Annotated in this window: 22 protein-coding genes and 1 pseudogene; 6 read left to right on the forward strand and 17 right to left on the reverse strand. The window is 39.5% G+C overall.

Annotated features, from left to right (window positions below):
* Positions 1-5: 5 nt before the first annotated feature.
* From AC1D0K_RS15840 to AC1D0K_RS15855, 4 genes and pseudogenes are all read right to left on the reverse strand, one after another.
* Positions 6-323 carry a hypothetical protein gene (locus AC1D0K_RS15840; RefSeq protein WP_477394404.1) on the reverse strand — a complete coding sequence of 106 codons (318 nt, stop codon included), beginning with the start codon at positions 321-323 and terminating at the stop codon, positions 6-8.
* A gap of 467 nt (positions 324-790) precedes the next feature.
* On the reverse strand, positions 791-1,696 hold the full coding sequence (locus AC1D0K_RS15845; protein ID WP_477394406.1) for a helix-turn-helix domain-containing protein: 906 nt from the start codon (positions 1,694-1,696) through the stop codon (positions 791-793).
* Between the two features lie 62 nt (positions 1,697-1,758).
* Positions 1,759-2,571: an SDR family oxidoreductase gene (locus tag AC1D0K_RS15850; protein ID WP_477394408.1), complete on the reverse strand. Its 813-nt coding sequence runs from the start codon at positions 2,569-2,571 to the stop codon at positions 1,759-1,761.
* A 195-nt stretch (positions 2,572-2,766) separates the two neighbouring features.
* Positions 2,767-2,940: pseudogene (locus AC1D0K_RS15855) on the reverse strand (transposase); the annotation flags it as partial.
* A 351-nt stretch (positions 2,941-3,291) separates the two neighbouring features.
* Here AC1D0K_RS15855 and AC1D0K_RS15860 point away from each other — a divergent pair.
* The 6 genes from AC1D0K_RS15860 (at position 3,292) to AC1D0K_RS15885 (ending at position 11,391) form a co-directional block, all read left to right on the forward strand.
* Positions 3,292-4,383: a sensor histidine kinase gene (locus AC1D0K_RS15860; RefSeq protein WP_477394410.1), complete on the forward strand. Its 1,092-nt coding sequence runs from the start codon at positions 3,292-3,294 to the stop codon at positions 4,381-4,383.
* 18 nt (positions 4,384-4,401) lie between these two features.
* A complete protein-coding gene (locus AC1D0K_RS15865; RefSeq protein ID WP_477442829.1) occupies positions 4,402-5,868 on the forward strand; it encodes a tetratricopeptide repeat protein in 1,467 nt (488 codons plus the stop codon).
* Between the two features lie 411 nt (positions 5,869-6,279).
* Entirely contained in the window at positions 6,280-7,353 is a 1,074-nt protein-coding gene (locus AC1D0K_RS15870; RefSeq protein WP_477394414.1) for a histidine kinase, read from the forward strand.
* Complete coding sequence (locus AC1D0K_RS15875; protein WP_477394416.1) at positions 7,343-9,490, forward strand: hybrid sensor histidine kinase/response regulator; 2,148 nt, start codon at positions 7,343-7,345, stop codon at positions 9,488-9,490. Before AC1D0K_RS15870 ends, AC1D0K_RS15875 begins: the two co-directional genes overlap by 11 nt.
* 228 nt (positions 9,491-9,718) lie before the next feature.
* Positions 9,719-10,453 (forward strand): LytR/AlgR family response regulator transcription factor, encoded by a 735-nt coding sequence (locus AC1D0K_RS15880; RefSeq protein ID WP_477394418.1) that lies wholly within the window; start codon positions 9,719-9,721, stop codon positions 10,451-10,453.
* A gap of 182 nt (positions 10,454-10,635) precedes the next feature.
* Positions 10,636-11,391 carry a sensor histidine kinase gene (locus AC1D0K_RS15885; RefSeq protein ID WP_477394420.1) on the forward strand — a complete coding sequence of 252 codons (756 nt, stop codon included), beginning with the start codon at positions 10,636-10,638 and terminating at the stop codon, positions 11,389-11,391.
* Positions 11,392-11,464: 73 nt separating this feature from the next.
* On the opposite strand, the gene AC1D0K_RS15890 is transcribed toward AC1D0K_RS15885, so the two are convergent.
* The 13 genes from AC1D0K_RS15890 to AC1D0K_RS15950 form a co-directional block, all read right to left on the reverse strand.
* Positions 11,465-12,370 (reverse strand): hypothetical protein, encoded by a 906-nt coding sequence (locus AC1D0K_RS15890; protein ID WP_477394422.1) that lies wholly within the window; start codon positions 12,368-12,370, stop codon positions 11,465-11,467.
* A 1-nt stretch (position 12,371) separates the two neighbouring features.
* Positions 12,372-13,820 (reverse strand): MBOAT family O-acyltransferase, encoded by a 1,449-nt coding sequence (locus AC1D0K_RS15895; RefSeq protein WP_477394424.1) that lies wholly within the window; start codon positions 13,818-13,820, stop codon positions 12,372-12,374.
* 7 nt (positions 13,821-13,827) lie between these two features.
* Positions 13,828-14,208 (reverse strand): VOC family protein, encoded by a 381-nt coding sequence (locus tag AC1D0K_RS15900; protein ID WP_477394426.1) that lies wholly within the window; start codon positions 14,206-14,208, stop codon positions 13,828-13,830.
* Between the two features lie 6 nt (positions 14,209-14,214).
* Positions 14,215-14,457, reverse strand: coding sequence for an acyl carrier protein (locus AC1D0K_RS15905; protein ID WP_477394428.1), 243 nt, complete (start codon positions 14,455-14,457; stop codon positions 14,215-14,217).
* Between the two features lie 15 nt (positions 14,458-14,472).
* A complete protein-coding gene (locus AC1D0K_RS15910; protein ID WP_477394430.1) occupies positions 14,473-16,203 on the reverse strand; it encodes an HAD-IIIC family phosphatase in 1,731 nt (576 codons plus the stop codon).
* Between the two features lie 235 nt (positions 16,204-16,438).
* A complete protein-coding gene (locus AC1D0K_RS15915) occupies positions 16,439-16,840 on the reverse strand; it encodes a nucleoside deaminase (protein WP_477394432.1) in 402 nt (133 codons plus the stop codon).
* A 133-nt stretch (positions 16,841-16,973) separates the two neighbouring features.
* Positions 16,974-17,237, reverse strand: a complete 264-nt coding sequence (locus AC1D0K_RS15920; RefSeq protein ID WP_477442834.1) for an alpha/beta fold hydrolase — start codon at positions 17,235-17,237, stop codon at positions 16,974-16,976.
* Complete coding sequence (locus AC1D0K_RS15925; protein WP_477393815.1) at positions 17,209-17,793, reverse strand: alpha/beta fold hydrolase; 585 nt, start codon at positions 17,791-17,793, stop codon at positions 17,209-17,211. Before AC1D0K_RS15925 ends, AC1D0K_RS15920 begins: the two co-directional genes overlap by 29 nt.
* Before the next feature lie 142 nt (positions 17,794-17,935).
* Entirely contained in the window at positions 17,936-18,496 is a 561-nt protein-coding gene (locus tag AC1D0K_RS15930; RefSeq protein ID WP_477393817.1) for a TetR/AcrR family transcriptional regulator, read from the reverse strand.
* A gap of 293 nt (positions 18,497-18,789) precedes the next feature.
* Positions 18,790-20,010, reverse strand: coding sequence for a hypothetical protein (locus tag AC1D0K_RS15935; RefSeq protein ID WP_477393819.1), 1,221 nt, complete (start codon positions 20,008-20,010; stop codon positions 18,790-18,792).
* Positions 20,011-20,394: 384 nt separating this feature from the next.
* A complete protein-coding gene (locus tag AC1D0K_RS15940; RefSeq protein WP_477393821.1) occupies positions 20,395-20,553 on the reverse strand; it encodes a hypothetical protein in 159 nt (52 codons plus the stop codon).
* A gap of 216 nt (positions 20,554-20,769) precedes the next feature.
* Positions 20,770-21,366, reverse strand: coding sequence for a short chain dehydrogenase (locus AC1D0K_RS15945; RefSeq protein WP_477393823.1), 597 nt, complete (start codon positions 21,364-21,366; stop codon positions 20,770-20,772).
* Positions 21,367-21,454: 88 nt separating this feature from the next.
* A complete protein-coding gene (locus AC1D0K_RS15950) occupies positions 21,455-22,363 on the reverse strand; it encodes an NAD(P)/FAD-dependent oxidoreductase (protein WP_477393825.1) in 909 nt (302 codons plus the stop codon).
* Positions 22,364-22,519 lie beyond the last annotated feature (156 nt).

Raw genomic sequence — 22,519 nt, forward strand, 5'->3', positions numbered from 1 at the left:
TTTATTTAATAATGATATGTTGGTGCAACGTGTATAATTGGTATATAATATAACCATAATGGCGTATTTGTTGCATTGCCATTTTGATCATTTACTGCACTATTTCTCGTACCGGGGATTAAAAGTACTCCTCCAAGTGGATCAGGCGTCCACTTACCGCCATTTCCAGGGTCAACAAAACTATAATTCGCTCTCAAACCAAGATGATTTTCAGAACGGATTTTGTTTTCCCACCAAGTAGCGACCTTATCACTATTAGATACATCTTCACTACTGCTGGCTTTGTACCAAGTAGTGCCGGTATTTTGTCCTCCGTTTTGCATTATGTCCCACACGTGCCCTAATTCATGCCCTAAGCAGCGCCATTCTCTGTTAATTGTCCTTGTGTATATGTAACCGTATGTTTTTTGCCTAATCCCAAAAAGCCCGTGTGAAATGTAACCTGGATTGTATCACCCAAAAAGTCGCCGTGCAAAACCGGATTATTATTCATGGCTACATAAGGGCTTACCGAATAATCCGGCTTCGGGTCCAAACTTGTCCAACGACCGGTTTTCGGATCTAAACTTCTAAAAAAGGCATCGTAATTATCAATTCCTTATTTTGTTCTATGCCATTAAATTTAAGAATCTGAAAATCAATATTTTCAACGGCTCAACATCTTGTTTTCAGTATGGTTAAAAACTACCTTTATTCACTTAAAGAGCAGGCCGCTATGAGCACATCTTTTGCGCTACTCTTTTACGTAAAGAGATCTAAAACTACCGGTGAAGGCCCGATAAAAATAATTTCAGTTTAATAACCTGTACTCACTCGGCGATTTCCCTGTTTTTGTTTTAAATATTTTTGTAAAGTGCGATGGGTGCTCAAACCCAAGTCCGTAAGCAATTTCGCTGATGGACTGATTGCTGCCCCACAGCATGGTTTTTGCTTTATCTATCAGTTCCAGATGAATATGTTCCTGTGTGGTTTTACCCGTGAATTTGCCCAACAGATCTGACAGATAATTAGGCGACAGGTTGAGCCTGGAGGCAAAATAACCCACGTTGGGCAGGCCGGTTTCTATGAGGTTGTTTTGAGAAAAATAATCTTTTAATAATTTTTCAAACTGCTGTACCACATCCGAATTAACCTTGGCCCTGGTATAAAACTGGCGGTCATAAAATCGGTTGCAATAATTCAACAGCAATTCAATATTACTAACGATAAGGCCCTGCGAATGCTTATCGATGTTTTGCGCGTACTCTTTTTCGATCTTGGCCAAACAATCTTTGATGATCAGTTTTTCCTCTTCCGAAATGTGCAGCGCCTCGTTTATCTCATAATTAAAAAACGAATACTGATGTATCTTTTTGCCCAGGTCGGTGCCATGGATCAGGTCTGGGTGGATGAACAGCGCCCAACCTTCTTCCACTTGAACATCAGGTCCGGGTCCAAGAACCTGGTCGGGAGCGGTAAACATCAGGGAACCCTCATTAAAATCATAATGTCCCTTACCGTATTTTAACACTCCGTCAAACTTTTTACACGAAATGATATAAAACCCGAACCGGTAAAACACATCTGCCTTAGGATTATAGCTTTTATAAAAGTCGCAATGATTTATCACACTCACCAGGGGATGCCTGGGTGGGGTGTATTGTACCATCCGGTGCAGATCGCTGATCGATTTGATTTCAATATATTTATCCGGCATGTTTTTATTGTAAAGTTAAAGCAAAAAATCATTGGCTGCCCAACCCGGGCAGCCGATGATTTTTAAATGCCCATTTGGCCCACTATCATGTTTTTGAAATCCACATCATCCATTTGATGCCTTGCCTCAATTATTGGCCCGGCGTCATGACCTACGGGGTAACGCAATTTTTCGGTACCATCGGTGGCTGCCTCATAAATGGCTTCAGCCACTTCGCCAATGTTTTCAGACATCGGCCATTGCTCTACCGCGCTGATAAATTTATCAAAGGGAGCCTGGTAATCGCCTGATTCGCCTACGCCGAAAATGGATATCGAACGACCTGCGAACTCAGTTTTATAGCCGCCCGGTTCAACAATTTTTAACCGGATACCCAATGGGTTGAGTTCGTATTGTATAGATTCAGTTAAACCTTCCACCGCAAATTTAGTGGCATGGTAAAGCGACGAAAATGGGAAGGTAACCTTGCCACCTATAGAAGAAACATTGATGATAACGCCCGATCTTTGTTGACGCATAACCGGTAATAAAGCTTTTGTCACTTCGATCAGCCCAAAGAAATTAACGTCGAACTGTCGTTTGATCTCAGCTTCGGTAGCGGCTTCCAACGCGCCAAATGAACCATAACCCGCGTTGTTCACCAATACATCAATCTGGCCAAACTTTTCGATGCCGGCTTTCAAGGCGTTCTGTATGCTGGTTTTGTCGGTTACGTCTAACTTAGTTACCAAAATTTGGTCAAGTGCCGATAATTCTGTTTCTTTTTCTGGTGAACGCATGGTAGCGATCACGTTCCAGTTGTTTTTATGAAATAATTTAACGGCTTCTTTCCCAAAACCTGATGAAGCGCCGGTTATTAATACTGTCTTTTTCATTGCTTTTATATCTAATTGCTGAAACAAAGGTGCGGCGAAAGGCGATGGCTGATTTATACTTTTCTACTGATCACTTATACATTTCGGGGATTATCACCCAACTACCGAAGAACAGTCAAAAAGCCCCCTTCAGGCTGCTTTTTTTCTGAGATTTTGTGCGATAACAGGTAAACCCCATTAAATCGTTACTTTTTCCCGGTTACCTTTCAATTTATGACAGGCACCGTTTAGCGGGCAATTCCTACAATTCCAGGCCTGGTATCTTTTTGCATTCTGTTCAAATCCGGTGCTGGTTTCCTTCCTGTAATTTCCAATGAAGTCCATCCGCTGGCCCATCGGGCAATTGTAACAATCCTTTTCGTGTTTATAAAGTTGGGAGCAAATGCCGCGATACAGGATTACAGCAACAAGAAATTGAGCTTAATAAAAAAAGAGGCTGATCATGACTTATGATACAGCCCCCTTTTATGGTTTATCAAAATTGGAGGTAATAAACCAGGTTGTTTTTTTATAAAAAAAAGCTTTTTTACTCACACCTCCTGAGCTTTTTTTGGTCTGTTAGTTTTTTCATTTCATCGCCTGTTTCTTCCTTTCTGTCGCTTTTTCAGAATTTAATTGAAGTATTTCTTTACTTACGTTGGGTTTGAATGGGGGCGAAGATTTATTTAAAGATGAAATAGAGATTGAAAATCCTACCGGGATTTACATAAATTTCTTATTATGAATGGTTTAAGCAGGAGTGCTTTTCTTGAAACTATGGATCAGGCTATTACTCCAATTATTATAGTTGATGATTGGGCAGGCGCAAGCGCACTTTATTTGAACAAGGTTTTTTGTGCGGAGATAGGATATGATATTCACGCAATCCCTGACAAGGCAAGCTGGTGGTTAACAGCGTATCCCGACCCTGACTACCGGGCAGAAATCATGCTCGCCTGGAATACAAAGCAAGCATTGGCCAAAAAAAGAGGCGATCCTCATTTTAGTTTAACAGCAAGAATACACTGTGCCGATAGCTCCATGAAATGGTACGAAGTTCATTGTGTAGAAGTTTATTGTTTAACTATGGGGCGGGTGAAAGTGGTCACCTTCCTGAACATTAACCGGATAAAAGAGAGAAACGAAAAACTGATTAATGTAATTCAGCAGAAGGCCTTATTGTTTTCTATCCTCACGCATGATATCAGATCGCCTTTAGGTAACATAAAGTCGATTTTGGATGGTTATGAGATGAATTACCTGAACAAGAATGAAATTTGCGAAGTAGCGGTGACATTAATTGATCAGATTGGGTACCTGCTAAATATGATAGATTCTACCCGGTTACGTGTTGGCAGCGAAAGGGGTACGTTCAAGTTTCGATCTGAGGAAATAAAATTGAATGTTTTTTTAGATAGTTGCCGGCACGTATTCAGCAAAGTGCTTAGCAATGCTCAGATCAATCTGATTTTTGAAATTCCCGAACCCGCCATCATTTATTATGATCAGTTTATACTGGAGATCATTTTCAGGAATATTATTGATAATGCTATAAAATATACGCCTAAAAATGGGGTAATTAAAATTTCGTTGATTCATCATGAAAAATACTCCAGTTTGGTTATCACCGATTCGGGAAAAGGAATGACGTCTAAACAAATTGATGCTATAGCCCATAACACCAATCAAAGAGCCGCCAGCCGGGAAATTGTTGATGGCTTTGGTTTAGGCCTTATAAGCGCAAAGGAAATCTTAGAAAAACACAGAGGTAAACTGGCTATTTCCAGCACGCCGGCAAAAGGCACCTCATGTGAGATAATGATATACAATTAATAGAACTAATTAGTGGTTGTGCAGAGCAGGAAGGTAATTGCGGGGTTATTATGTGTTGTTTTTGTTTTGGCTGAGCGTAAAAGCTACGCACAGTACAGGCAAAAACAAATTGACAGTATGCTTAATATAGCTACCCAAACAATTGACATTCAGCAAAAAGAAAAATTAGGGATTACAATTTACCAGGCATCTAAAATCATAAACTATGATGAGGGTATAGCCAAAGGGCTAATGATGCGCACCGGCGCCTGCTTCAACTCCGGCCGGTATGAAGAAGCTTTCAAATACGTTGTTGAGTCGGAAAGCGCAGCGCAAAAAATACATGATGTTTTATTGATTACACAGATCCAGACAGCAAAAGGAACTATATACAATAAGCTTGGCTATTATAAGGAGGGCTGGCTAACGTTGAATAGCGCCATTGTTGTTGCAAAAAAGATAAATGATCCAGGTTCGCGGCATTACTGGTTAGGGAACATTTATACAGGCCTGAGTCAATGTAAAGAGAGTTTAGACCGGGATTCAAAAGACCCGCTCTTTTTTATCAGAAAAAGTTACCTGGAGTTTAAAAATGTAAGCACCAACGCTAAATATGTTAGAGGCTATATACTGGCCACCTATAACATGGGCAGCATTTTTCTGGAACTTCACCAAATTGACTCAGCCTCGTTTTATTTACACAAAGCAGCAACCCTTGCCGAAAATTATAAAGACGATAATGTATGTGCCTTCACTTACAAAGAACTTGGTGACCTTTATTATACACTAAAGCTATATGCCTGGGCCGAAGATTATTACACCCTGAATATTGGCGTATCATCCCGTTTAAATAACGCGTACCAGTTAAGGGATGCTTACAAAGGCCTGGCTAACGTTTATTTCATGTTAAAGAAAACAGATAAAGCCGCCAATTTCCTGGAGCGGTATACTACACTTACAGATAGCCTGAATATAGTTGATAAATCGGCAGCAAAGGCCCCGCTGGTTTACCTCCTTAAAACACAGGACGAAAAAACCAATGAAAATAAAAAGCGGTTTGTCTGGCTCATCGCAGCGATATCACTTATACTTAGCATAGTAGTTTTTGCAGCACTGTTTATATCTGGTAAGCTAAGGAGAGAATTGAACCTTAGTGTTGCAACGGTAGATAAGCTGACTAAAGAAACTGAAAGTAATATTGCAAAAAGGAAAAAGGAGGATTTAAGTGAAATTTTACATCTGGCCATGGAAAATAACCCTCTTTTTTTAACCAGGTTTAATCAGTACGATCCCGAATTTGTACAAAATATACTTGATAAAGCTCCCCATATGGTTGCGGCAGAAGTGGAGATGTGCGTGTTACTGCGGATTAATTTTGACACCAAAGAAATTGCCCGTTTTACACAAAGTTCTGTTCGTTCGGTAGAAGGTAAAAAGCGCCGGATACGGAAGAAGCTAAGCATTCCATCGGCAATTGATATTAATGTTTGGATGGCGAATGTTTAATAAAAGAGGCGCCCCCTATAAATTTTACAAGTTAAAATACAGGCATACATCATCAATGATGTATCGCGGGTAAATGTGGGTAGTGATTATTGGCTCCCCCAAATTTTATAATTAGTTTTTTTGCACTTAATAAAATAGCCTTTAAAAGGCGTTAACCGAATTTTATGAATTACAACGATAGACCCTTTATCCGATGCCGTAAGTGTTCAGCTCCCTTTCATTATAAAATGCCGAGAAACTGGGTTGGGCGCAATTTGTTTTTTTTTCTTCCGGTTAAACGTTTTTTTTGCGCTAAGTGCCTCAAATCCCGTTATCGGATTATGACGTTGGAGCAAGAGCGGGCTTTTAAAGTGTGAAACTTATTGCCTTTTTATTTTTGAAATAGTATAGTGCTTACTTAATCCACCTACCTTGGAAAATATCACTAATTCTGACAGTTTTTTAAAAATTGCGGATATTATGGTTATGCCTGTTATGATCGTTAATAGTTCCGCTTCCGGCAATGATTATTTATACAGTAATAATGCCTTTTTAACGGAGATCGGTTACAATCTTCACGGTTTACAAGATTGGTTTGAGAAAGCGTATCCTGATCAGGACTACCGGAAAGAGATCATCTGCAGTCGCGACAAACGGCAGGAGATTGCTAAAAAATACGGGCACTCGTATTTCCATCTGGAGACAAAGGTTTGTTGCGCAGACGGATCATATTATTGGTACGATATATATGAAACCCGGATAGACAATTTAACCGTATTTACTTTTTTGAACATCAATGAGCTGGAAATAGAAAACAACCGGCTTAAAGATGCCGTTGAGGAAAAAAACCTGCTGCTTTCCCATATTGTGCAGGATGTGCGTGATCCATTATTAGTCATCAGAACATTGCTTGATAACCTTTATCATAACAATCAGGGTTTAGAGAAAAAACAGTTTGATAATATACTTTCCGATTTGGGTTTGCATGTGGGGCACGCCACAAACCTGCTCAATGCAGCGCTTTTTCGTACCGGAATTGAAAGGGGGGCTTTTAGTTTCCAGCCGGATTTAATTGAGCTCGAATCTTTTTTAAAGAAACGTTACGAAAGTTTAAGGCATCGTCTTACAAAAAAAAATATACGATTGCTTTTTAAGCTGGATTTTCATAAAATTATATTTTATGATCGCTTTATACTGGAGATAGCTTTTGTAAGTATTATCAATTACATTGTTTTGACCGGTAAACAGGATGGTGACATCGTTATTTCTAATATCGACGAAAATTATTTTCAAAGTTTGATCATCGCAGAGGAGCAACCGTCATATGATTTAGAGGGCAAACCAGGAACCCCAGGTAACACCAATTTGAATACAGATGGATTTAATGCCGGATTACTTAATGCAGAAAAGATCCTTGAAGAACATGGCGGCAAATTATTAACTTACAAAAAGCCTTATAATACTACTGTCTGGGAAATCAGAATAAACAAATACAATGTTTTATAAAAAAGACTCAACCTCCACCAAAATTAAAAGTATTTCAAGAAAGATCCTGCTCGCGTTTATAGCGTTAGCAATCGCCCTTGCAATAATTGCCTTGTTCGTAAATACTTCTATATCCAACCGGCTAAATGCATTATCAAAGCTCACACTAAACCTTGAATATGATCAGGCAAAATCACAAAAGGCTTTACTGTTGTTGCATGAGGCTGAGGATGACTTTCAGGCATCACTTTTAACCCCCAACGCTTTAAAAGACAAAGGCTACAAAACAAAGCTTTCAGAATCCTTTACCCTTATTGATAGTTTGCTTAAAGATAATGTAGATACCGCAAAATTAACAGCGGCGCAGCGTGCCAAAGTTAAATACCTGTACTTAAAGAAGCTAAAGCTCTCTGGCAGCCTATATGTTTTAAAGCATAGTTTTGATTCGCTTTTAACAGCGGCATCAGGCTTAAGCACGTTGAACGATGGTGCGGGCGAATACTCCACCACTGTTTATCGAAAAAAGGGAAAAGGGATGAGAAGCAGCGATACGGTGAAAAAAGAAGCCCCGATAAAAAAGAGAGGGGTTTTTGGCAGGATGAAAGATGCGATTGCCAACAAAAATGCAAATGCAGGAGTATCCAATTTAACAATCATCAACCGCAACCGAACTGATAGAATAATTGACTCTGTGAACAGGGGAATAGCCCGGCGCGACAAAGATCTGTACAGTCAAAAATTACAGCAGCTGCAACGGCGTAATTCTAAATTATTCACCACGCAAAAGCAAATGGTTGTTCTTAATATGCACATTAATAGCGAACTGGAAAGGATTGTTAATGAAGTAAACAGCATGAATGCTGGGCTTATTAATGAGCTAAAAGAAAACACGCTTAAAAACTATCGGGAAACAACCTCATTATTAAATAAGTTTTATCTCTCTTCGCTTTTTCTTGTTTTGGTGTTTGCTACCCTGCTTATTATATTTATAATTAACCTTAACCGGGCCGAAGTTTACCTGCTTCATGAGAATGAGCGATCTGTAGCTATGGCGCAGCAAAAAATGGATCTGTTACTGCACATGAGTCATGAAGTGCGTAACCCGCTTACGGCAATAAATGGTTTTTTATACATTTTTAGCCGCTCAAACCTTTCGGCAAAACAAATTGATATGCTCGGCTCCATCAGGCTTTCGTCAGAGATGTTGTTGCATACCCTTAATGATACGCTCGATGCCGCAAAAATGGAAACCAGTGAATTTAAGATCAACAAGGATCCTTTTAATCCGGACCATGTACTAAAAGAAGTATTGGAAAGCATTGAATTTAGCGCCGCTAAAAAGAAGCTGGAATTGGATTACAGTTTCGAGGGTAATAAAGTATCCATGGTGCTTGGCGATAGTTTCCGGCTTAAACAGATCATGATCAATTTACTGAGTAACGCCATAAAGTATACCCAATCCGGGGGTGTTAAAGTGAACGCAAATCTTACAGAGGTAAACGGTGCAGATAAGTTGCAAATAAGAATAACAGATACCGGTCCTGGCATTAGTATACAGCAGCAGGCGAGGCTTTTTTCAAAGTATTATCAAACAAATTCGGCCAGGGGGCAAACAGGCACCGGTTTGGGGCTATACATCTGTAAGCAGCTTGTTCAATTGCAGGATGGCGAAATTAACGTGAAAAGTAACGAAGGTACCGGAAGCACTTTTGATTTCTATATAACCTACAACAAAAGTACAGACGCAGTGATTGAAAATGCTGAGGATAATCTCTTGTGGAAATTAAATGGCCTAAGCATTTTAGCGGCTGACGATAATGAATTGAGCTTTACTTTCCTTAAAATGATGACAAGTAAATGGAACATTAAGTTTTACCAGGCATCCGGCGAAAAGGAAGCCCTGGAAATTCTATCCAAAGAAACAATTAATGTTGTGCTGGCCGATTTAAGTATGTGTGAAACAAGTGCGGAGAAATTGGCAACAAGTATAAAAAAATCAAAAAGCCTGTTAAGCAAGCCACCCGTAATTGCCATCAGCGCCGAAGAGCTATCATTGCAAGGAGAAAAATACTTAAAACAAGGCTTTACAGGGATTTTAGAAAAACCATTTACAGAGGCCGAGCTAATTAAACAGGTTGTATCTGCACTTGAAGCGTAAAAAGCGGCATCGCAAATTGTGGAAAGCGGTGCAATAATTGAGTAAAAAATACACACTTTTGATTTCTTAGCGCGTAGTCAGACTTTTAACTGTCGATCATATATTAAACTAACAGATAATTTTAATTATATAATGCGACTGACCGCCAAAAATAAAACCATATTTATATATCTTTAATCAAAGGTTGGTTTTAGTTTTGTTGACTCCTTATTGTTTAAATGTTCTCCTATGTCAATAAATTGTATCATTGTAGATGATGACGAATTTGCTATCACTCACCTGAGGGTGTTTGTTAATCAAATTCCGTTTTTTAATTTACTGGCATACTATCAATCACCTGCCGAGGCACTTTCGGCAATGGAAACAAATGATGTTCAGCTTATATTTATGGATATTGATATGCCTGAAATGAGCGGGATGGAATTTGCCAGGATATTACAATCTGCACACGGTGCCGCCGCGCCGCGTATTATTTTCATTAGCGGTTATGAAAGGTTTGCGCTGGAAGGTTACAAAGTAAATGCGCTTGATTATTTACTTAAACCGGTAGTGTATGAGGATTTTTTAAAATCAGCCTACAAAGCAAAAACTTATTTTACCGAAAAAGAGAAACAAAGCCCTGCTACAGAAAACTACCTGTTGAATGAGTTTATCTTTTTAAAAGTAGAGTATGAAATGGTACGTATTTATTTAAAGGATATATTATATGTGGAGGGGTTTAAAGATTATGTTAAAGTGTATTTAACAGGCGATTTAGGATACGTAAAGGCCCTTACCACGATGAAAGCCATGGAAGAAAAACTACCTGCTAATGGCTTTATACGGGTACATCGCTCGTTTATTGTTGCTGTTGACAAAATAGATGCCCTTACCAAAAACACCATTAAAATCAGGAAAACAACCATCCCGGTAACAGAACAATTTAAGGATGAGTTTAGGAAGTTTGCGCATAAGTGGCTGTAAATAGTTTATTTTAAAGTTTTCTCCCCCGTAAATTATGCTTTAATACTGGTCTGCTATAATGACCATTCCGTCGGTTGTAGTAAACAATCTGTCGAACCTTTTTTTTCGTTGTATGATCTTGTTTTTCTTTGCTGGTAAACCGCCTTATTTGAGGGCCAGGTTATGTTACTATCAGCTAAAATATGAGGACTAAGGAATTAGAAATATCCGATAATTTCAGTAAAACCCTGATTGCCATTTTGGCTCATGATCTGCGGCAGCCTTTCGCCACCCTGGTGATGACCGCGGATATGATTAAGCACACCAGGAAGTCGCTATCTGCCGGAGAAGTTCATTTACTTTTTGAAGAGCTGCGCAATACCGCTTCTAAAAGTATGGACCTGCTTGACGGCTTGCTTTATTGGGCAAAATCAACAAGTCTCGATTTTTCAATCAAAACAGAACCATTGCTTCTTCATGATCTTATTCACGAAGCCAACAGCCTGTATCTTTATGATCAGCTTAATAAGCATATTATATTGTATAATATCGTTCCGGAGCATCAGTTGGTTTACGCGCATAAAGAAATGATCCAGTTTATCAATAGAAATATACTAAGTAACGCTACCAAGTATTCTCCGGACGGAGGGGTAATTGGTGTAACGTGCAGCGAAGACGATAATTGGATAACGGTTGCTTTTACCGACCAGGGAAAGGGAATGACCGACTCCCAACTTCACGACCTTTTTCATTTAAAGGATAATCTTTCTGATACAGGTGACCTTTTAAAAGGAGCGGGAATGGCCATGAGTATTTGTAGTGATATGATAGCGCAAATGAATGGCAGGATCTGGGCAGAATCATTGGTTGGTGAAGGAACCACTTTTTACTATACTTTACCTAAGCTTTTATCAGATATTACCAATGAAAACAGTCCAAAAATGACAGCTGAAGTGTGAACTTCCTAAAGGCATTACAACACTGTTTCAATTTAATAAACCATTGTATCCCGTTGGGCCTTGGTTATATTTTTTATTTAATTATTTTTTTAATGTCCACAACAAGCTGCCGGGTAAAAACTCTACCGCCTGCGGCCTGGAGATGATACTGATCAAAAAACAAGCTATCGGCAAAAACAGCAGGGTTATAGTAATTAAGATAAACGCCTGCATGCTTTTCAATAATAGCCCGGCATTGATCAAAATGATGCTGCAATATTTGTTTTGATACCGGGGTATTCGCATATGATGCCTTGATGGGTACCTGGACGAAAATAAGCTTGATATGTTGTGCCTGGAGCCACACACAAAGGCTATCCAATTCATGATATTGGTAAGCGGTATATTTTGTGGGGAATATATTATGCTCGTTCCATTTTTCCCGGTTGATATCTTTGGCTTTAACAGTTAGCAAGGCGCCTCCCCAGCTATCAAGCTGAACGGGAAAAGCGGTATGTTTTCTGCGAATGATCTGGTGTATGGAGTTGTAATTTTTAAAATAAAAAACCTCCGGGAAGTTTTTTCTTATATAGCTATCGGTATTTACGTAATTGAGATAAGTTTCATTTAACGGCGCTATAAAATCGCCGATAGAGGAGCCAATGATAACATACCGGGACTGATAATCCTTTGCAAAACTTTTCACAAGCACCCGCATATCGCTTATCTGCAAACCCCAGGAGGCGAAATTATAATAAGACGTGTGCAGATTTTGTAAGATAATGTCTGAATTAAACTCATACAAACCTACCGAAGAGCCAACAGACATCACTTTTACACGCTTAATATGCTGCTTTTGCAAACGGATCATCTTTAGGTCGAAAATGGTGGAATTGGTGATGATAGGAAAGTAACCCAGGCGAAATAGCACCTCAAAAACAAGCAGTACCGGCAGCGCGAACAGCAGCGTTTTAAACAGGAATTTGACCGTGCTTTTCATGTTAAAATTTAAAGTAAATAAAGTCGCTGTTGCGGGTAGCCGTAAACGTGATAATAATGAGTATTAAGCCATAATATATGATAACCCTCACCGGCGACTTTTTTATAAAATCGATCTGCAAGGCATGTTGTTTATCGCGTTGCAGCCACTCGGCGGCCAACATGATCACGATACAAACCAGGGTTGCGGCGGTATTCACTTTTTCTATAATCACCGGGGCCGTGAACATGGAGCGCGAAAAAAGCCCCTGGTAATAATCAAAAGCCTGGGCTAAACTATCGGCACGGAAGAGAATAAAAGTGAACATGACCAGGATGAAAGTACCGACCACGCTGAGCAAAACGGGTAACGCGGGTTGAAACGGTTCTGTTATCTTTTTCTTTTTGTATAAGGTTCCGCGCAGTATAAGGGGGATGTAATAACAGCCGTTTAAAAAGCCGAAAAGGAAAAAAGTCCAGTTGGGGCCATGCCAGATGCCGATGGCAGTAAAATTGATTACAATGGCCAGTATGAGCCCCATTTTTCCCAGGTCTCTGAAGTAGATGGCAAGTGGGGCAAATACATAATCCGTAAGCCAGCCCGTTAGGGAAATATGCCAGCGCCGCCAAAAATCGGCGATATTTTGAGCAAAAAAAGGTGTATTAAAATTGCGGGTAACTTTAAAACCAATGAGGTTGGATAAGCCAATAGCGATATCTGAGTAACCCGAGAAATCCGCATAAATTTGTATCGTGTACAGAAAAGCGCCGAATAAGAGAGAGCTGGCCGGCAGTGTTTTATAATGCTCAAAAATATTGTCGGTAAATACCGCGCAGTTATCAGCAATCACAATTTTTTTGAATACCCCCCAAAGTATCTGGCGCATACCATCTGTAGCCTGTGCGTAATCAAACACCCTTTGCCTGGTTAACTGGGGGATGAGTGTTTTAGGGCGGTCAATGGGCCCCGATATAACACAGGGGAAAAAGGATACGTAACAGAAAAATACCACCCAATTTGTAGTGGGCTTAATTTTGCCATGCTTAATATCCAGTAAATAACTTATCGTGCGGAAAGTATAGAAACTGATACCAAGAGGTAGGATGATGTTCAGCGTATAAGTATCCAGCCTGATGTTAAACGTGGCAAATGCGGTAACTGTAGATTTTACGAAAAATTTGAAATACTTAAAGAAAAGCAAAGTGCCCAGTCCCTGCAGCAAACCTATCCAAAGCAACAGGTTACCTTGTTTTGTTTGCCGGGCTTTATATATGCCAATGCCTAAAAAGTAGTTAAGGGCAGAGCTGGCAATCAGCAGGGGCAGAAAGCGCCAGTCCCACCAGGCATAAAACACGTAGCCGCCTGCCAGGAGCAGGAGGTTTTGCAGTTTTACATCGCGGTTAAAAACAAACCAGTATAAAAGAAAAAACAGGCCAAAAAAAATAACGAATGTGATGGAGGTAAACAGCATCCCGATATTATTTTGAGCTTAATAATTCAATTAATCCATAGGAAACCTGCAAAAAGACAACTGCCCGGTTGTTGAACAATATTGCGGGTTTGGGAGGAGAAACTAATAGCGCCCCCTGGCCGGTCAGCCGCTCAATCTCAACATAGATATCATCAACTTCAAAACACAAATGATAATAGCTGATGTTTTTTTTCACAAAACCTTCTACCTGTTTGCCTGCAATCAGTTCAATTTGGGTTCCATCGCTTAGGGTAAGTAAAGCCAGCTCGGCATCTTGTTCCGGGTCAAAAACAGTGGCGCTTATGGCAGTAACAGTATGGAGTTTACTGATGCTGTTTATCTCCGTCGCTATATTTTTGCAGGCTACCCCTATGTGATGAAGTTTCATATGTTGCTAATTGATCTTATTGCTTATGGTGTTGATCAGTTCGCCAACATTGTTCCAGCTTTGAATTTCCCATGAGGTAAACCTGATCCCGAATTGTTTTTCAATGGCCACTACCAGCTGGATATGGTTTAAAGAATCCCACTCTTCCACATCGTTTGCGGTTGTTTCATGAGTTAGCCTAATGTTTTCGTCATCCAATACATCAATAAAAATATCGTTTACCGTTTTTAATATTTCGCCTTTATCCATGTGTATGTGGTTGTTTTATGTTGATGACGAGGCTTTTATGTAGTTTTTCTTCGGCATGCAGGTTTGGGTATCCAGTATCCAATGCCCGTCATGTTGCTCAAAGCCCAAATCCCGGTAGTGATGTTTTACAATTTCGTTTTTTGGGGTTTGCAGGTATTGCCCTTTTAAATATTTAAAACCCTTTGCTTTGGTAAAAGCGGCAATGGTGTTTAAGGTAAAATGCTCCATGCCTCTTTTTAACACCCGGCAACTCATAAACCAATTATCGATGAATAATGTATCTATAGATTCTTTCTTTAAAATGATTGCGCAGATGAGCCCGTTATCGCCAAATTTATCGGCTAACGTAAACGAAAAGCTAAAGGAATCAATGGAATCCGCAATGGCTTTAATATCAGTTTCGGTATACCTCACCGTACGTAAATTGAACTGGTTGGAACGTTGTGAAAGCTGAGCCACTCTTGGTGTATTAAAGCTGTTGAAAGGTTCTATCACAGATACCATGTTCAGGCTTTGCAAAAAAGCGTCTTCATCAGCATATTGCTGCTGCTCCGTATTTCGTTTGGCTGCGCTTTGATACTGCTTTGTACGTTCAGAATCTTCATTGGTAATAGATGTGGTTTCAAACAGGTTCAGGGTATATAAGTATTCCAGGTAATTTGCCGGATCTTCGGGCAGTTCGGGAACGGTAATGTTTGGTATATACTCACGTACCATAGCCCTTTCAAAAGGATTATCATCCAAAAACACCATAGCGTCAAAACCTATATTTAATTCGGCCTGAATTTGCCTGATATTGTCTGTTTTGTTATCCCAGTTAATTTTAAAAATCGCTATATCATCACGGCTCAGCACCATATCCGGATGCTTTTCAAATGGTTCCATGGCGATTGCTTCCGTATTTTTACTGCAGATAGCCAGGATTACGCCCCGGTTTTTCAATTTTTTTATCCAATGCTGAAACATTGTAAAGGCTTTGCCTATGCCAAGGTTTCCAAGTTGGATGTTTCCTATTCCGTCATCGCCAATTACACCGCCCCACAAGGTATTATCCAGGTCAAGGATCAGGCATTTTTTTAACCGGCCATACATAGAACCGATCAAATCGGCTGTTTGGGCGGCCACCCAGGGTAATACATCTATACTTAGCACCATCTCCGCATTTATATACAGCGATGGCTGGAAAAAGGTTGCCTTGCCTAACTGATTTTGTATGGATGAAATATCACAGATGTAAAAATTATCTTGCCCCATGGCATAGTGCATCAATTCATAATTGAGTTTTCGCAATTGAAACAGGAATGACGACGCTATTTTGCTGGCACCATTGCCAAATACCGCATCATTTATTTCGGTGTAGTTATAGTAAATGATCTTGGCGTTCAGATTGGCATTTAAAGCAGTATGGAGATCACTGATCAATGTTAACCTGTTTTGGGCCAGGCTATCGTATTCCGCGGGGCTTAGTTTGTTGTATTTGGCTAATAATTGATGCGAAGAATGGAATATGACAACCACTTCGGGAGCAAAAGCGTATAGTGCAGATTTAGGGTCAAATACCTGCAGTTCTACCTGGTTAAAATCGGCTTCCCATATCAGAAAGTCAAAACCCATATCAAAGCCTGTGCCCCTGAGCGCCTGTGTGAGTAATTGTGTGGAGGTATCGCCGAGGAGCGCGATTTTAACAGATCTTAAAGGCGAAAAATCATTCTTTAAGTTTTTTTTCAATTCCGAAAAGATCTTCATGGGCATTTTTAATAATGATGAAGGCAGGCAATGTTTTGCTTCGCTATAAAATTAGATACTTTACCTGATTGTAGAAAGTGAATATATTAACTATTGACTTATTAAAAAATCGGCTGCTTTCAGAAGGGTGGTCATTGGAAGCACAAATGACGGTTGATGATATCATAGCTACAAACTCTGCATATGCGCTTGTGGTAGTCTTTATAGAAAAAAACTAACCCTTGGTTGCCGCAGTTTAGTTATTTTTAGTAGAAGTATCGTCGTAAACATGAACGGCAGGCGGAGCTTCCCAACTCTTGATTACATTGGTTGTCAGAATATTGAATTTTTCAACGGTTCCTCCCAATTCCCCGCAGTATTTGCCAAACACTACCGAGGCAATTTTATGATGCCTGATAACATAAGAACAAAGTATACAGGGTTCTATATTTGAATACAATACAGCCTCCTTACAGGTTCCCCGCTTTTGTACAGCATCCAATATGGCTACTACTTCGGCATGGCGGGTAACATCTTGAAGCTGACGACTTTTTTCGTACCCTTCTCCTATAATTTCACCGTTAAGTACAACAACACTGCCCACTGCGCTTTCTCCCTGCGATGCCGCTATTGCAGCCAATTCATAGCAACGATCCATATATATTTTATGAGGGTTTGCATCCATAACGTGTACTGAAGATATTTGATCTTAAGGTGTGTATTAAAGGTACTAAAAATGATAAAACATACCATTGATGCTTACTGATCAATGGTATGTTTTTATGATGATATTATTTTTGAGTTCCTGTTTTTTTATCAAGGAACTGCCTTATTGCGGCGGCTATTTCGTTACCGTTACTTTCCAAAGCAAAGTGGCCGGCATCGTATAAATGATATTCGAGGTTTTTGATGTCTTTCTTATAAGCTTCAGCGCCGGCAACCGGGAATATATAATCGTTTTTACCATACACGATCAGCATCTCTGGGTTATAGGTACGGAAGTATTCCTGCCATTTAGGATACAAATCAACATTGGTGCGGTAATCGTAAAACATATCCAATTGTATTTGGTCGTTTTCTGGTCTTTCCATGGGTATACTGCCATTTCAATCCGTTGGCATCATGAAATCCTCTTAATGTGGCTTCGGCTTCTTTGTTATTCCTGTCTTTCCAATAAGCTTTAATCGGATCCCAGAAAGCTTCCAGGCCTTCGTCATAAGCACAACCATTTTGAACAATCAGGGTATCTATTCTTTCGGGATGGTTTGATGCAATACGCCATCCAACAGGTGCGCCGTAATCCATCAGGTATAAACTGTATTTTTTAATATTAAGCTGATCTAATAGTTCTTGTACTATTACAGCATAATTTTCAAAGGTATAAGCAAACTCAGCGATGGGAGGCTGTTCGCTTCTGCCATAACCAGGATAGTCGGGGGCAATTAAATGGTATTTGTCAGATAAGTCATTAATAAGGTTTCTGTACATGTGCGATGAACTTGGGTAGCCATGCAGTAATACTAATACAGGTGCATCTTTAGGACCCGCTTCACGGTAAAAAATGTTCACTCCATTGATCTTGATGAAGTGGTGTTGGGTTTGATTTTTCATGTTATTTAAATTTTAAGTTATTCAGTTATTGATTATTTAATTTACCGAACGTTCGGTAAATAATAAAAGTGCGAAAATCCTTTTCTCCGTTTAGTACTACTCATTTCAGGATTAGTACTACGGTTGTTTGTATTAGATTAAATTATGCCGCTAATAATGCAGGTATTTTGGCCAGGCTGTTTTTAAAATAGTTTTTATCGCTGGTGGCGCCGGCCAGTACAAGTGAACCCTGGATCAGTAGATTAATAAATTTTGCCTGTTGCCCCGCGGCTTCTGGCGATAAACCAAGGTCAATGGCAATATCTGCAAAACCATCTGCCAGCAGGTTAAAGCAACTGTTCACATTTTCTTTAAATGCATCAGCGTCGGTACCAATAGTTAATGTCCTGAGCAGGCAATTGTTTGCTCCTCCATTATACAATTCATCAATAGAAGCAATAACCTTTTTGAGCCGGGCTTCTGGTTTTATATTTTTATTTGCCGATACCGAAACAATATTTTGCTGGATCCATTCCTCAACAATGCTCAGGGCATGTTGTGCCATTTCCTTTTTTCCATCGGGGAAACGGTGGTATAAGCTGGCTTTCTTTAATCCTGTTGCCTTTGCCAGCAGTTGCATCGATGCTCCATCATAACCCAACTTACTAAAAGTTTCAAACAGCTTCAGATCTACATTTTCAGGATCAACTTTTTGAGTACGCATATTTTAAAATTGTTTTTTTAATATAAATGAATTCTGTTATTATGAGCTCCATTTGATATTGCTTTTTGAATTACGAATCAAATATACTGAACGTTCGGTAAAATAAAATAATTGTAGCATTAACAACGAAAAGTGCCACATAAAAGTTGAATAATACCACAAATGGAAGTTTACCTGGCGGTTTCAAAGTAACACCTTTCTGCAATTTCAGCATTAATTAGAGATGTTTTAGATAACAAAAAAATGTAAAGCATTCTCAGTCTATTCTAACCATAAAAATGATTGTATGTTAATCATCTTTTTATGTTTACGGAATTACGCATTTCTTCCATTTCTTTTTCAGAATAGCCAACGAGTCCTAAACACATTACTCCGGTTTTAATTGACGTTGTGTTTTCAACAACATACAACAGGCGATTTGCAACAACTACAGCAATTTTAGAATGTAGCAGATTGCCTGTACCTTCTGCCAAATCTTTAGTTCCTTTAGAGTCAAATGTTATACAAAGGCTCGTGTAGTCAACATCTTTTAGATGCGTTGTTTCAAGTTTTGTATTGCTTATATTTTTAACGGACGCAAACGGCAATCGTAAAATTGGATAAATCTCATCTGATTTATCTTTGCGCATGCTAACTCCCTTACCTTCTTCTGCAAGAAAATAGAAGCCAGTAGCCATGTATGTTGTATCTACTGGCTTTTCGCTCCTGGCTTTAATTAATGCAAGCAATTTTGGCTGGGGGATGGTTGTGCCTGACGGTTCGCCAGCCGTTTTAGTTTGATTTTCTGTATTTGTTTTTAGCTCCGCGTAATTTGCATGATTATATCGACCGATACAGGTTAATAACGCAAGCATAAACACAATCGACAAAGCAGTTGTCCACTTTGTTCTGCTATTGACCATGAAGATACTGCTGATTTCCTGCTTCCAAAGGAAAATCAGGATGGGGATATCTAAGAGAATAGTTAACAGCGAATAGGGTAAGAGACCCATTCCATGCTCCACTGGCCAATATTCGTTAAAATAAAATAACAGCGAAGGTTCAATTGTGAAAAATTTTACTCCAAAGAATGCTATCCATCCCCAGCGCATACGTTTATAAAACATATAATACACAAAAGGCAGGTACAATAAATCTATGTACGACAGCGCGTTTACCATTCTATACGGATAGTCTTGGCCATTAAGAAGATGGCCAAACACCACAGTGTCGGTGTATAGCAAATGTAAATACTCAAATACAGCTATAGCAAGGATTACATTCAACCATTTTTCATGGTTATAGCTACTGACCTTAAAAATATTTGCTAATATCCCTTTCTTTGGGGTTGGAGGGGTGTCTTCCCTAAAACCGTCTTCTGCCTTTTCTATATCTGCCTGTGTTATTATCCTGTTTTTTAATATTTCTGTTGCTTCAATGATGGCAGCTTGCTCATATGATTCAGGAAGCATCGTTATTTTCAGCAGGTCGACTGTAGAGTGGTCTTTGTATTGGTCATGCAGGCTAATATTCATATTTCTAAGATACTATTCGTTAAAACTATATTACCAATGAGTATGAAATAAATATGTAACGCCATCAGGTTTACAAAGCCCTAAAAAAAGAATGAAACTTGATTTCGCCCCTCCAATTTAAATGGGAAAGAGGCTTGTCAGACATTTATAGCCCCCGATCAGTGGGTACTAAAATTAAGAAGGCCTTACTTGCCTGAAGCTTACCATAAGCATATAAGACTTAGAATCCCAAATGATTTACTGTACTTATTTTAAAACAACAAAACCCGACAGTATTCGGGTTTTGTTGCACGTTGCGGAGAGGGAGGAATTCCAATCGAACACCTTATACCATTTTGACCTTTTTAGAGACTTTAAAAATTCAAATCGGATTTAAAGCCGTAGTTAAACTTGCCCGTTATAATTTGGGTCAAATTCCACAATCCATTTAATACCATATTTGTCTCTAAACATTCCGGCGTATGTACCCCAGGGACTGTCACCAATGGGTCCTTCAACATCTCCGCCTGCCGACAGTCCGTTAAATATTTTGTCTGCTTCCATTAGAGCGTGGCGAAGGTTTGTATATTAGAATATCTCATAAGCTCCATAGTGCTAATTTAAGTATTTGCTTTGATGAGGGAAAGTATATCAACAAAAAGGGGCAGTATCAAAAATCTACACTGGCCCCAAAGAATTAGACGCTATTTGGGGGCATTTTTATTGCCATAACTCTAATGCCCGTAAATCGGCCCGGCTATAGCTTTCCCCCAATAAAAATTAATATGGTTTTATTATCTGCCCTGTGTTTGCACCGAACACGCTTTTGCGAAAGCCATATTCCAGTTGTTTCATGGTTACGGGAATATCACCATGGAAAAAAGCAAAATATTGTGGAGAATCTTCAATCACTGTGGGGCTAACAGCATTAATACGAACACCATTTTCCAGCTCAATAGCCGCTGCGCGCACAAATGCTTCAACCGCGCCGTTGGCAGCCGATGCGTTGGCGAATTTCAAAACCGGCTCATGCGTTAAAGCGCCGGTGATTAATGTAAATGAACCTTTAGGATTGATGTAGTGTTGTCCAATGAGTACTAAATTAACCTGCCCCATCAGTTTGCCGTCGATACCTCTCCTGAATTCCTTATCCGTCATATTCTTCCAGGGACCAACATACGTAGGCCCAGCTGTACATATCAGCGCATCAAACGGACCAGCCTGCTTAAACATATTTTCTATGGATTCGGGCGAGGTAATATCTGCCTGAATATCTCCGCTTTTGGAGCCTACTCTTATTATTTCATGATCTTTTTCCAACACATTTGCCAGGTGCTTCCCCATGGTTCCTGTTGCGCCTACTATGACAATTTTCATTCTTTTTATAAATATTTTACTTTGTTAAGCTTGCATGTTTAAACCCCTGAAGTACGCTTTACCCCAGGTTTCACTCATAACTGTTAATTTAAAAACCCTCCGAAATAATTTTTCTGCTCACCGTTATACCGGCTGTTGTTCCCATGGCTACTGCATTTGCTACTGTACGAATACGCGTTGTATTATCGCCACAGGCAAAAACTCCATTAACTGTAGTTTCTTGAAAAGGATCAACCTTAACGTAGCCATCTTCAGTTAATTCGCATCCCAAAGACTCCGGTATCCGGCAATGTTGTTCAAAAGGGCTCCGTGTGTATATAGCCTTCACAGAAGATTTTGTGCCATCGTTGAAAATGATATTTTGAAGATACCCGTTGATGTGTTCCAATTTTTCAACTTCCTTGTTTACTATTTTTATCTGATGTTTTTCAAGTTTCCCGGTTTGTTCGGCGGTCAACGTGGATGGACCATTGGTAAAAAGCGTTAAATTATTTGTCCAATTTGAAATAAGGCTGGATAACTCATAGCCATCTTCTCCATTGCCGAGGATGCCGGTCTTTTCATTTCTCACCTCATATCCATGACAAAAAGGACAATGAAGAACCGAAATGCCCCAACATGCTGCAATACCCTCCATTTCAGGCAAAATATCCCTGATGCCCGTTGCAAAAATTAATTTCTGTGCGCTAAATGTTTCGCCCGATGCCGTCTGAATTTCAAAACCATTTTCGGTCTTATTGCCGTTTATGGCCAAATCGTTTAAAAACGTTACGGTGTGATACATTTGTACCTGCTGTTTTCCAAGAGTTGCAATTTCTGCAGGGGTTTTTCCATCCTGGGTGAGGAAGTTATGCGAATGAGGGGTTTGCTGATTACAGGGTTTTGCGCTATCAATAATTAAAACCTGCTTTAGTGCCCTGCCCAAAGCCATACCTGCTGCAAGCCCTGAATAACTTCCTCCAATGATTATTACGTCAAAATTCTTAAGGTTTGTCATTTTATGATATTTTAAAAATTGTATTCATTGATTGAAAAAGCGATGACGATTCGTACCGACTGTCATCGTATACTACTTGTTGTTATCCTTAGATGAAACCAAGCGGATAATAGAATCCACCAAAGGTACGCCGGCAAACACTATCCATGGAACTAA

Source organism: Mucilaginibacter sp. P1_A3, assembly GCF_056406855.1.

Bases quoted from the DNA above. Each gene is read 5' to 3' on its own strand.
- AC1D0K_RS15840 (WP_477394404.1), bottom strand. From the start codon at position 323: ATGCAAAACGGAGGACAAAATACCGGCACTACTTGGTACAAAGCCAGC.
- AC1D0K_RS15845 (WP_477394406.1), bottom strand. From the start codon at position 1,696: ATGCCGGATAAATATATTGAAATCAAATCGATCAGCGATCTGCACCGG.
- AC1D0K_RS15850 (WP_477394408.1), bottom strand. From the start codon at position 2,571: ATGAAAAAGACAGTATTAATAACCGGCGCTTCATCAGGTTTTGGGAAA.
- AC1D0K_RS15860 (WP_477394410.1), top strand. From the start codon at position 3,292: ATGAATGGTTTAAGCAGGAGTGCTTTTCTTGAAACTATGGATCAGGCT.
- AC1D0K_RS15875 (WP_477394416.1), top strand. From the start codon at position 7,343: ATGTTTTATAAAAAAGACTCAACCTCCACCAAAATTAAAAGTATTTCA.
- AC1D0K_RS15880 (WP_477394418.1), top strand. From the start codon at position 9,719: ATGTCAATAAATTGTATCATTGTAGATGATGACGAATTTGCTATCACT.
- AC1D0K_RS15885 (WP_477394420.1), top strand. From the start codon at position 10,636: ATGAGGACTAAGGAATTAGAAATATCCGATAATTTCAGTAAAACCCTG.
- AC1D0K_RS15890 (WP_477394422.1), bottom strand. From the start codon at position 12,370: ATGAAAAGCACGGTCAAATTCCTGTTTAAAACGCTGCTGTTCGCGCTG.
- AC1D0K_RS15895 (WP_477394424.1), bottom strand. From the start codon at position 13,820: ATGCTGTTTACCTCCATCACATTCGTTATTTTTTTTGGCCTGTTTTTT.
- AC1D0K_RS15900 (WP_477394426.1), bottom strand. From the start codon at position 14,208: ATGAAACTTCATCACATAGGGGTAGCCTGCAAAAATATAGCGACGGAG.
- AC1D0K_RS15905 (WP_477394428.1), bottom strand. From the start codon at position 14,457: ATGGATAAAGGCGAAATATTAAAAACGGTAAACGATATTTTTATTGAT.
- AC1D0K_RS15910 (WP_477394430.1), bottom strand. From the start codon at position 16,203: ATGAAGATCTTTTCGGAATTGAAAAAAAACTTAAAGAATGATTTTTCG.
- AC1D0K_RS15915 (WP_477394432.1), bottom strand. From the start codon at position 16,840: ATGGATCGTTGCTATGAATTGGCTGCAATAGCGGCATCGCAGGGAGAA.
- AC1D0K_RS15920 (WP_477442834.1), bottom strand. From the start codon at position 17,237: ATGTTTTACGATTACCGCACCAATGTTGATTTGTATCCTAAATGGCAG.
- AC1D0K_RS15925 (WP_477393815.1), bottom strand. From the start codon at position 17,793: ATGAAAAATCAAACCCAACACCACTTCATCAAGATCAATGGAGTGAAC.
- AC1D0K_RS15930 (WP_477393817.1), bottom strand. From the start codon at position 18,496: ATGCGTACTCAAAAAGTTGATCCTGAAAATGTAGATCTGAAGCTGTTT.
- AC1D0K_RS15935 (WP_477393819.1), bottom strand. From the start codon at position 20,010: ATGAATATTAGCCTGCATGACCAATACAAAGACCACTCTACAGTCGAC.
- AC1D0K_RS15940 (WP_477393821.1), bottom strand. From the start codon at position 20,553: ATGGAAGCAGACAAAATATTTAACGGACTGTCGGCAGGCGGAGATGTT.
- AC1D0K_RS15945 (WP_477393823.1), bottom strand. From the start codon at position 21,366: ATGAAAATTGTCATAGTAGGCGCAACAGGAACCATGGGGAAGCACCTG.
- AC1D0K_RS15950 (WP_477393825.1), bottom strand. From the start codon at position 22,363: ATGACAAACCTTAAGAATTTTGACGTAATAATCATTGGAGGAAGTTAT.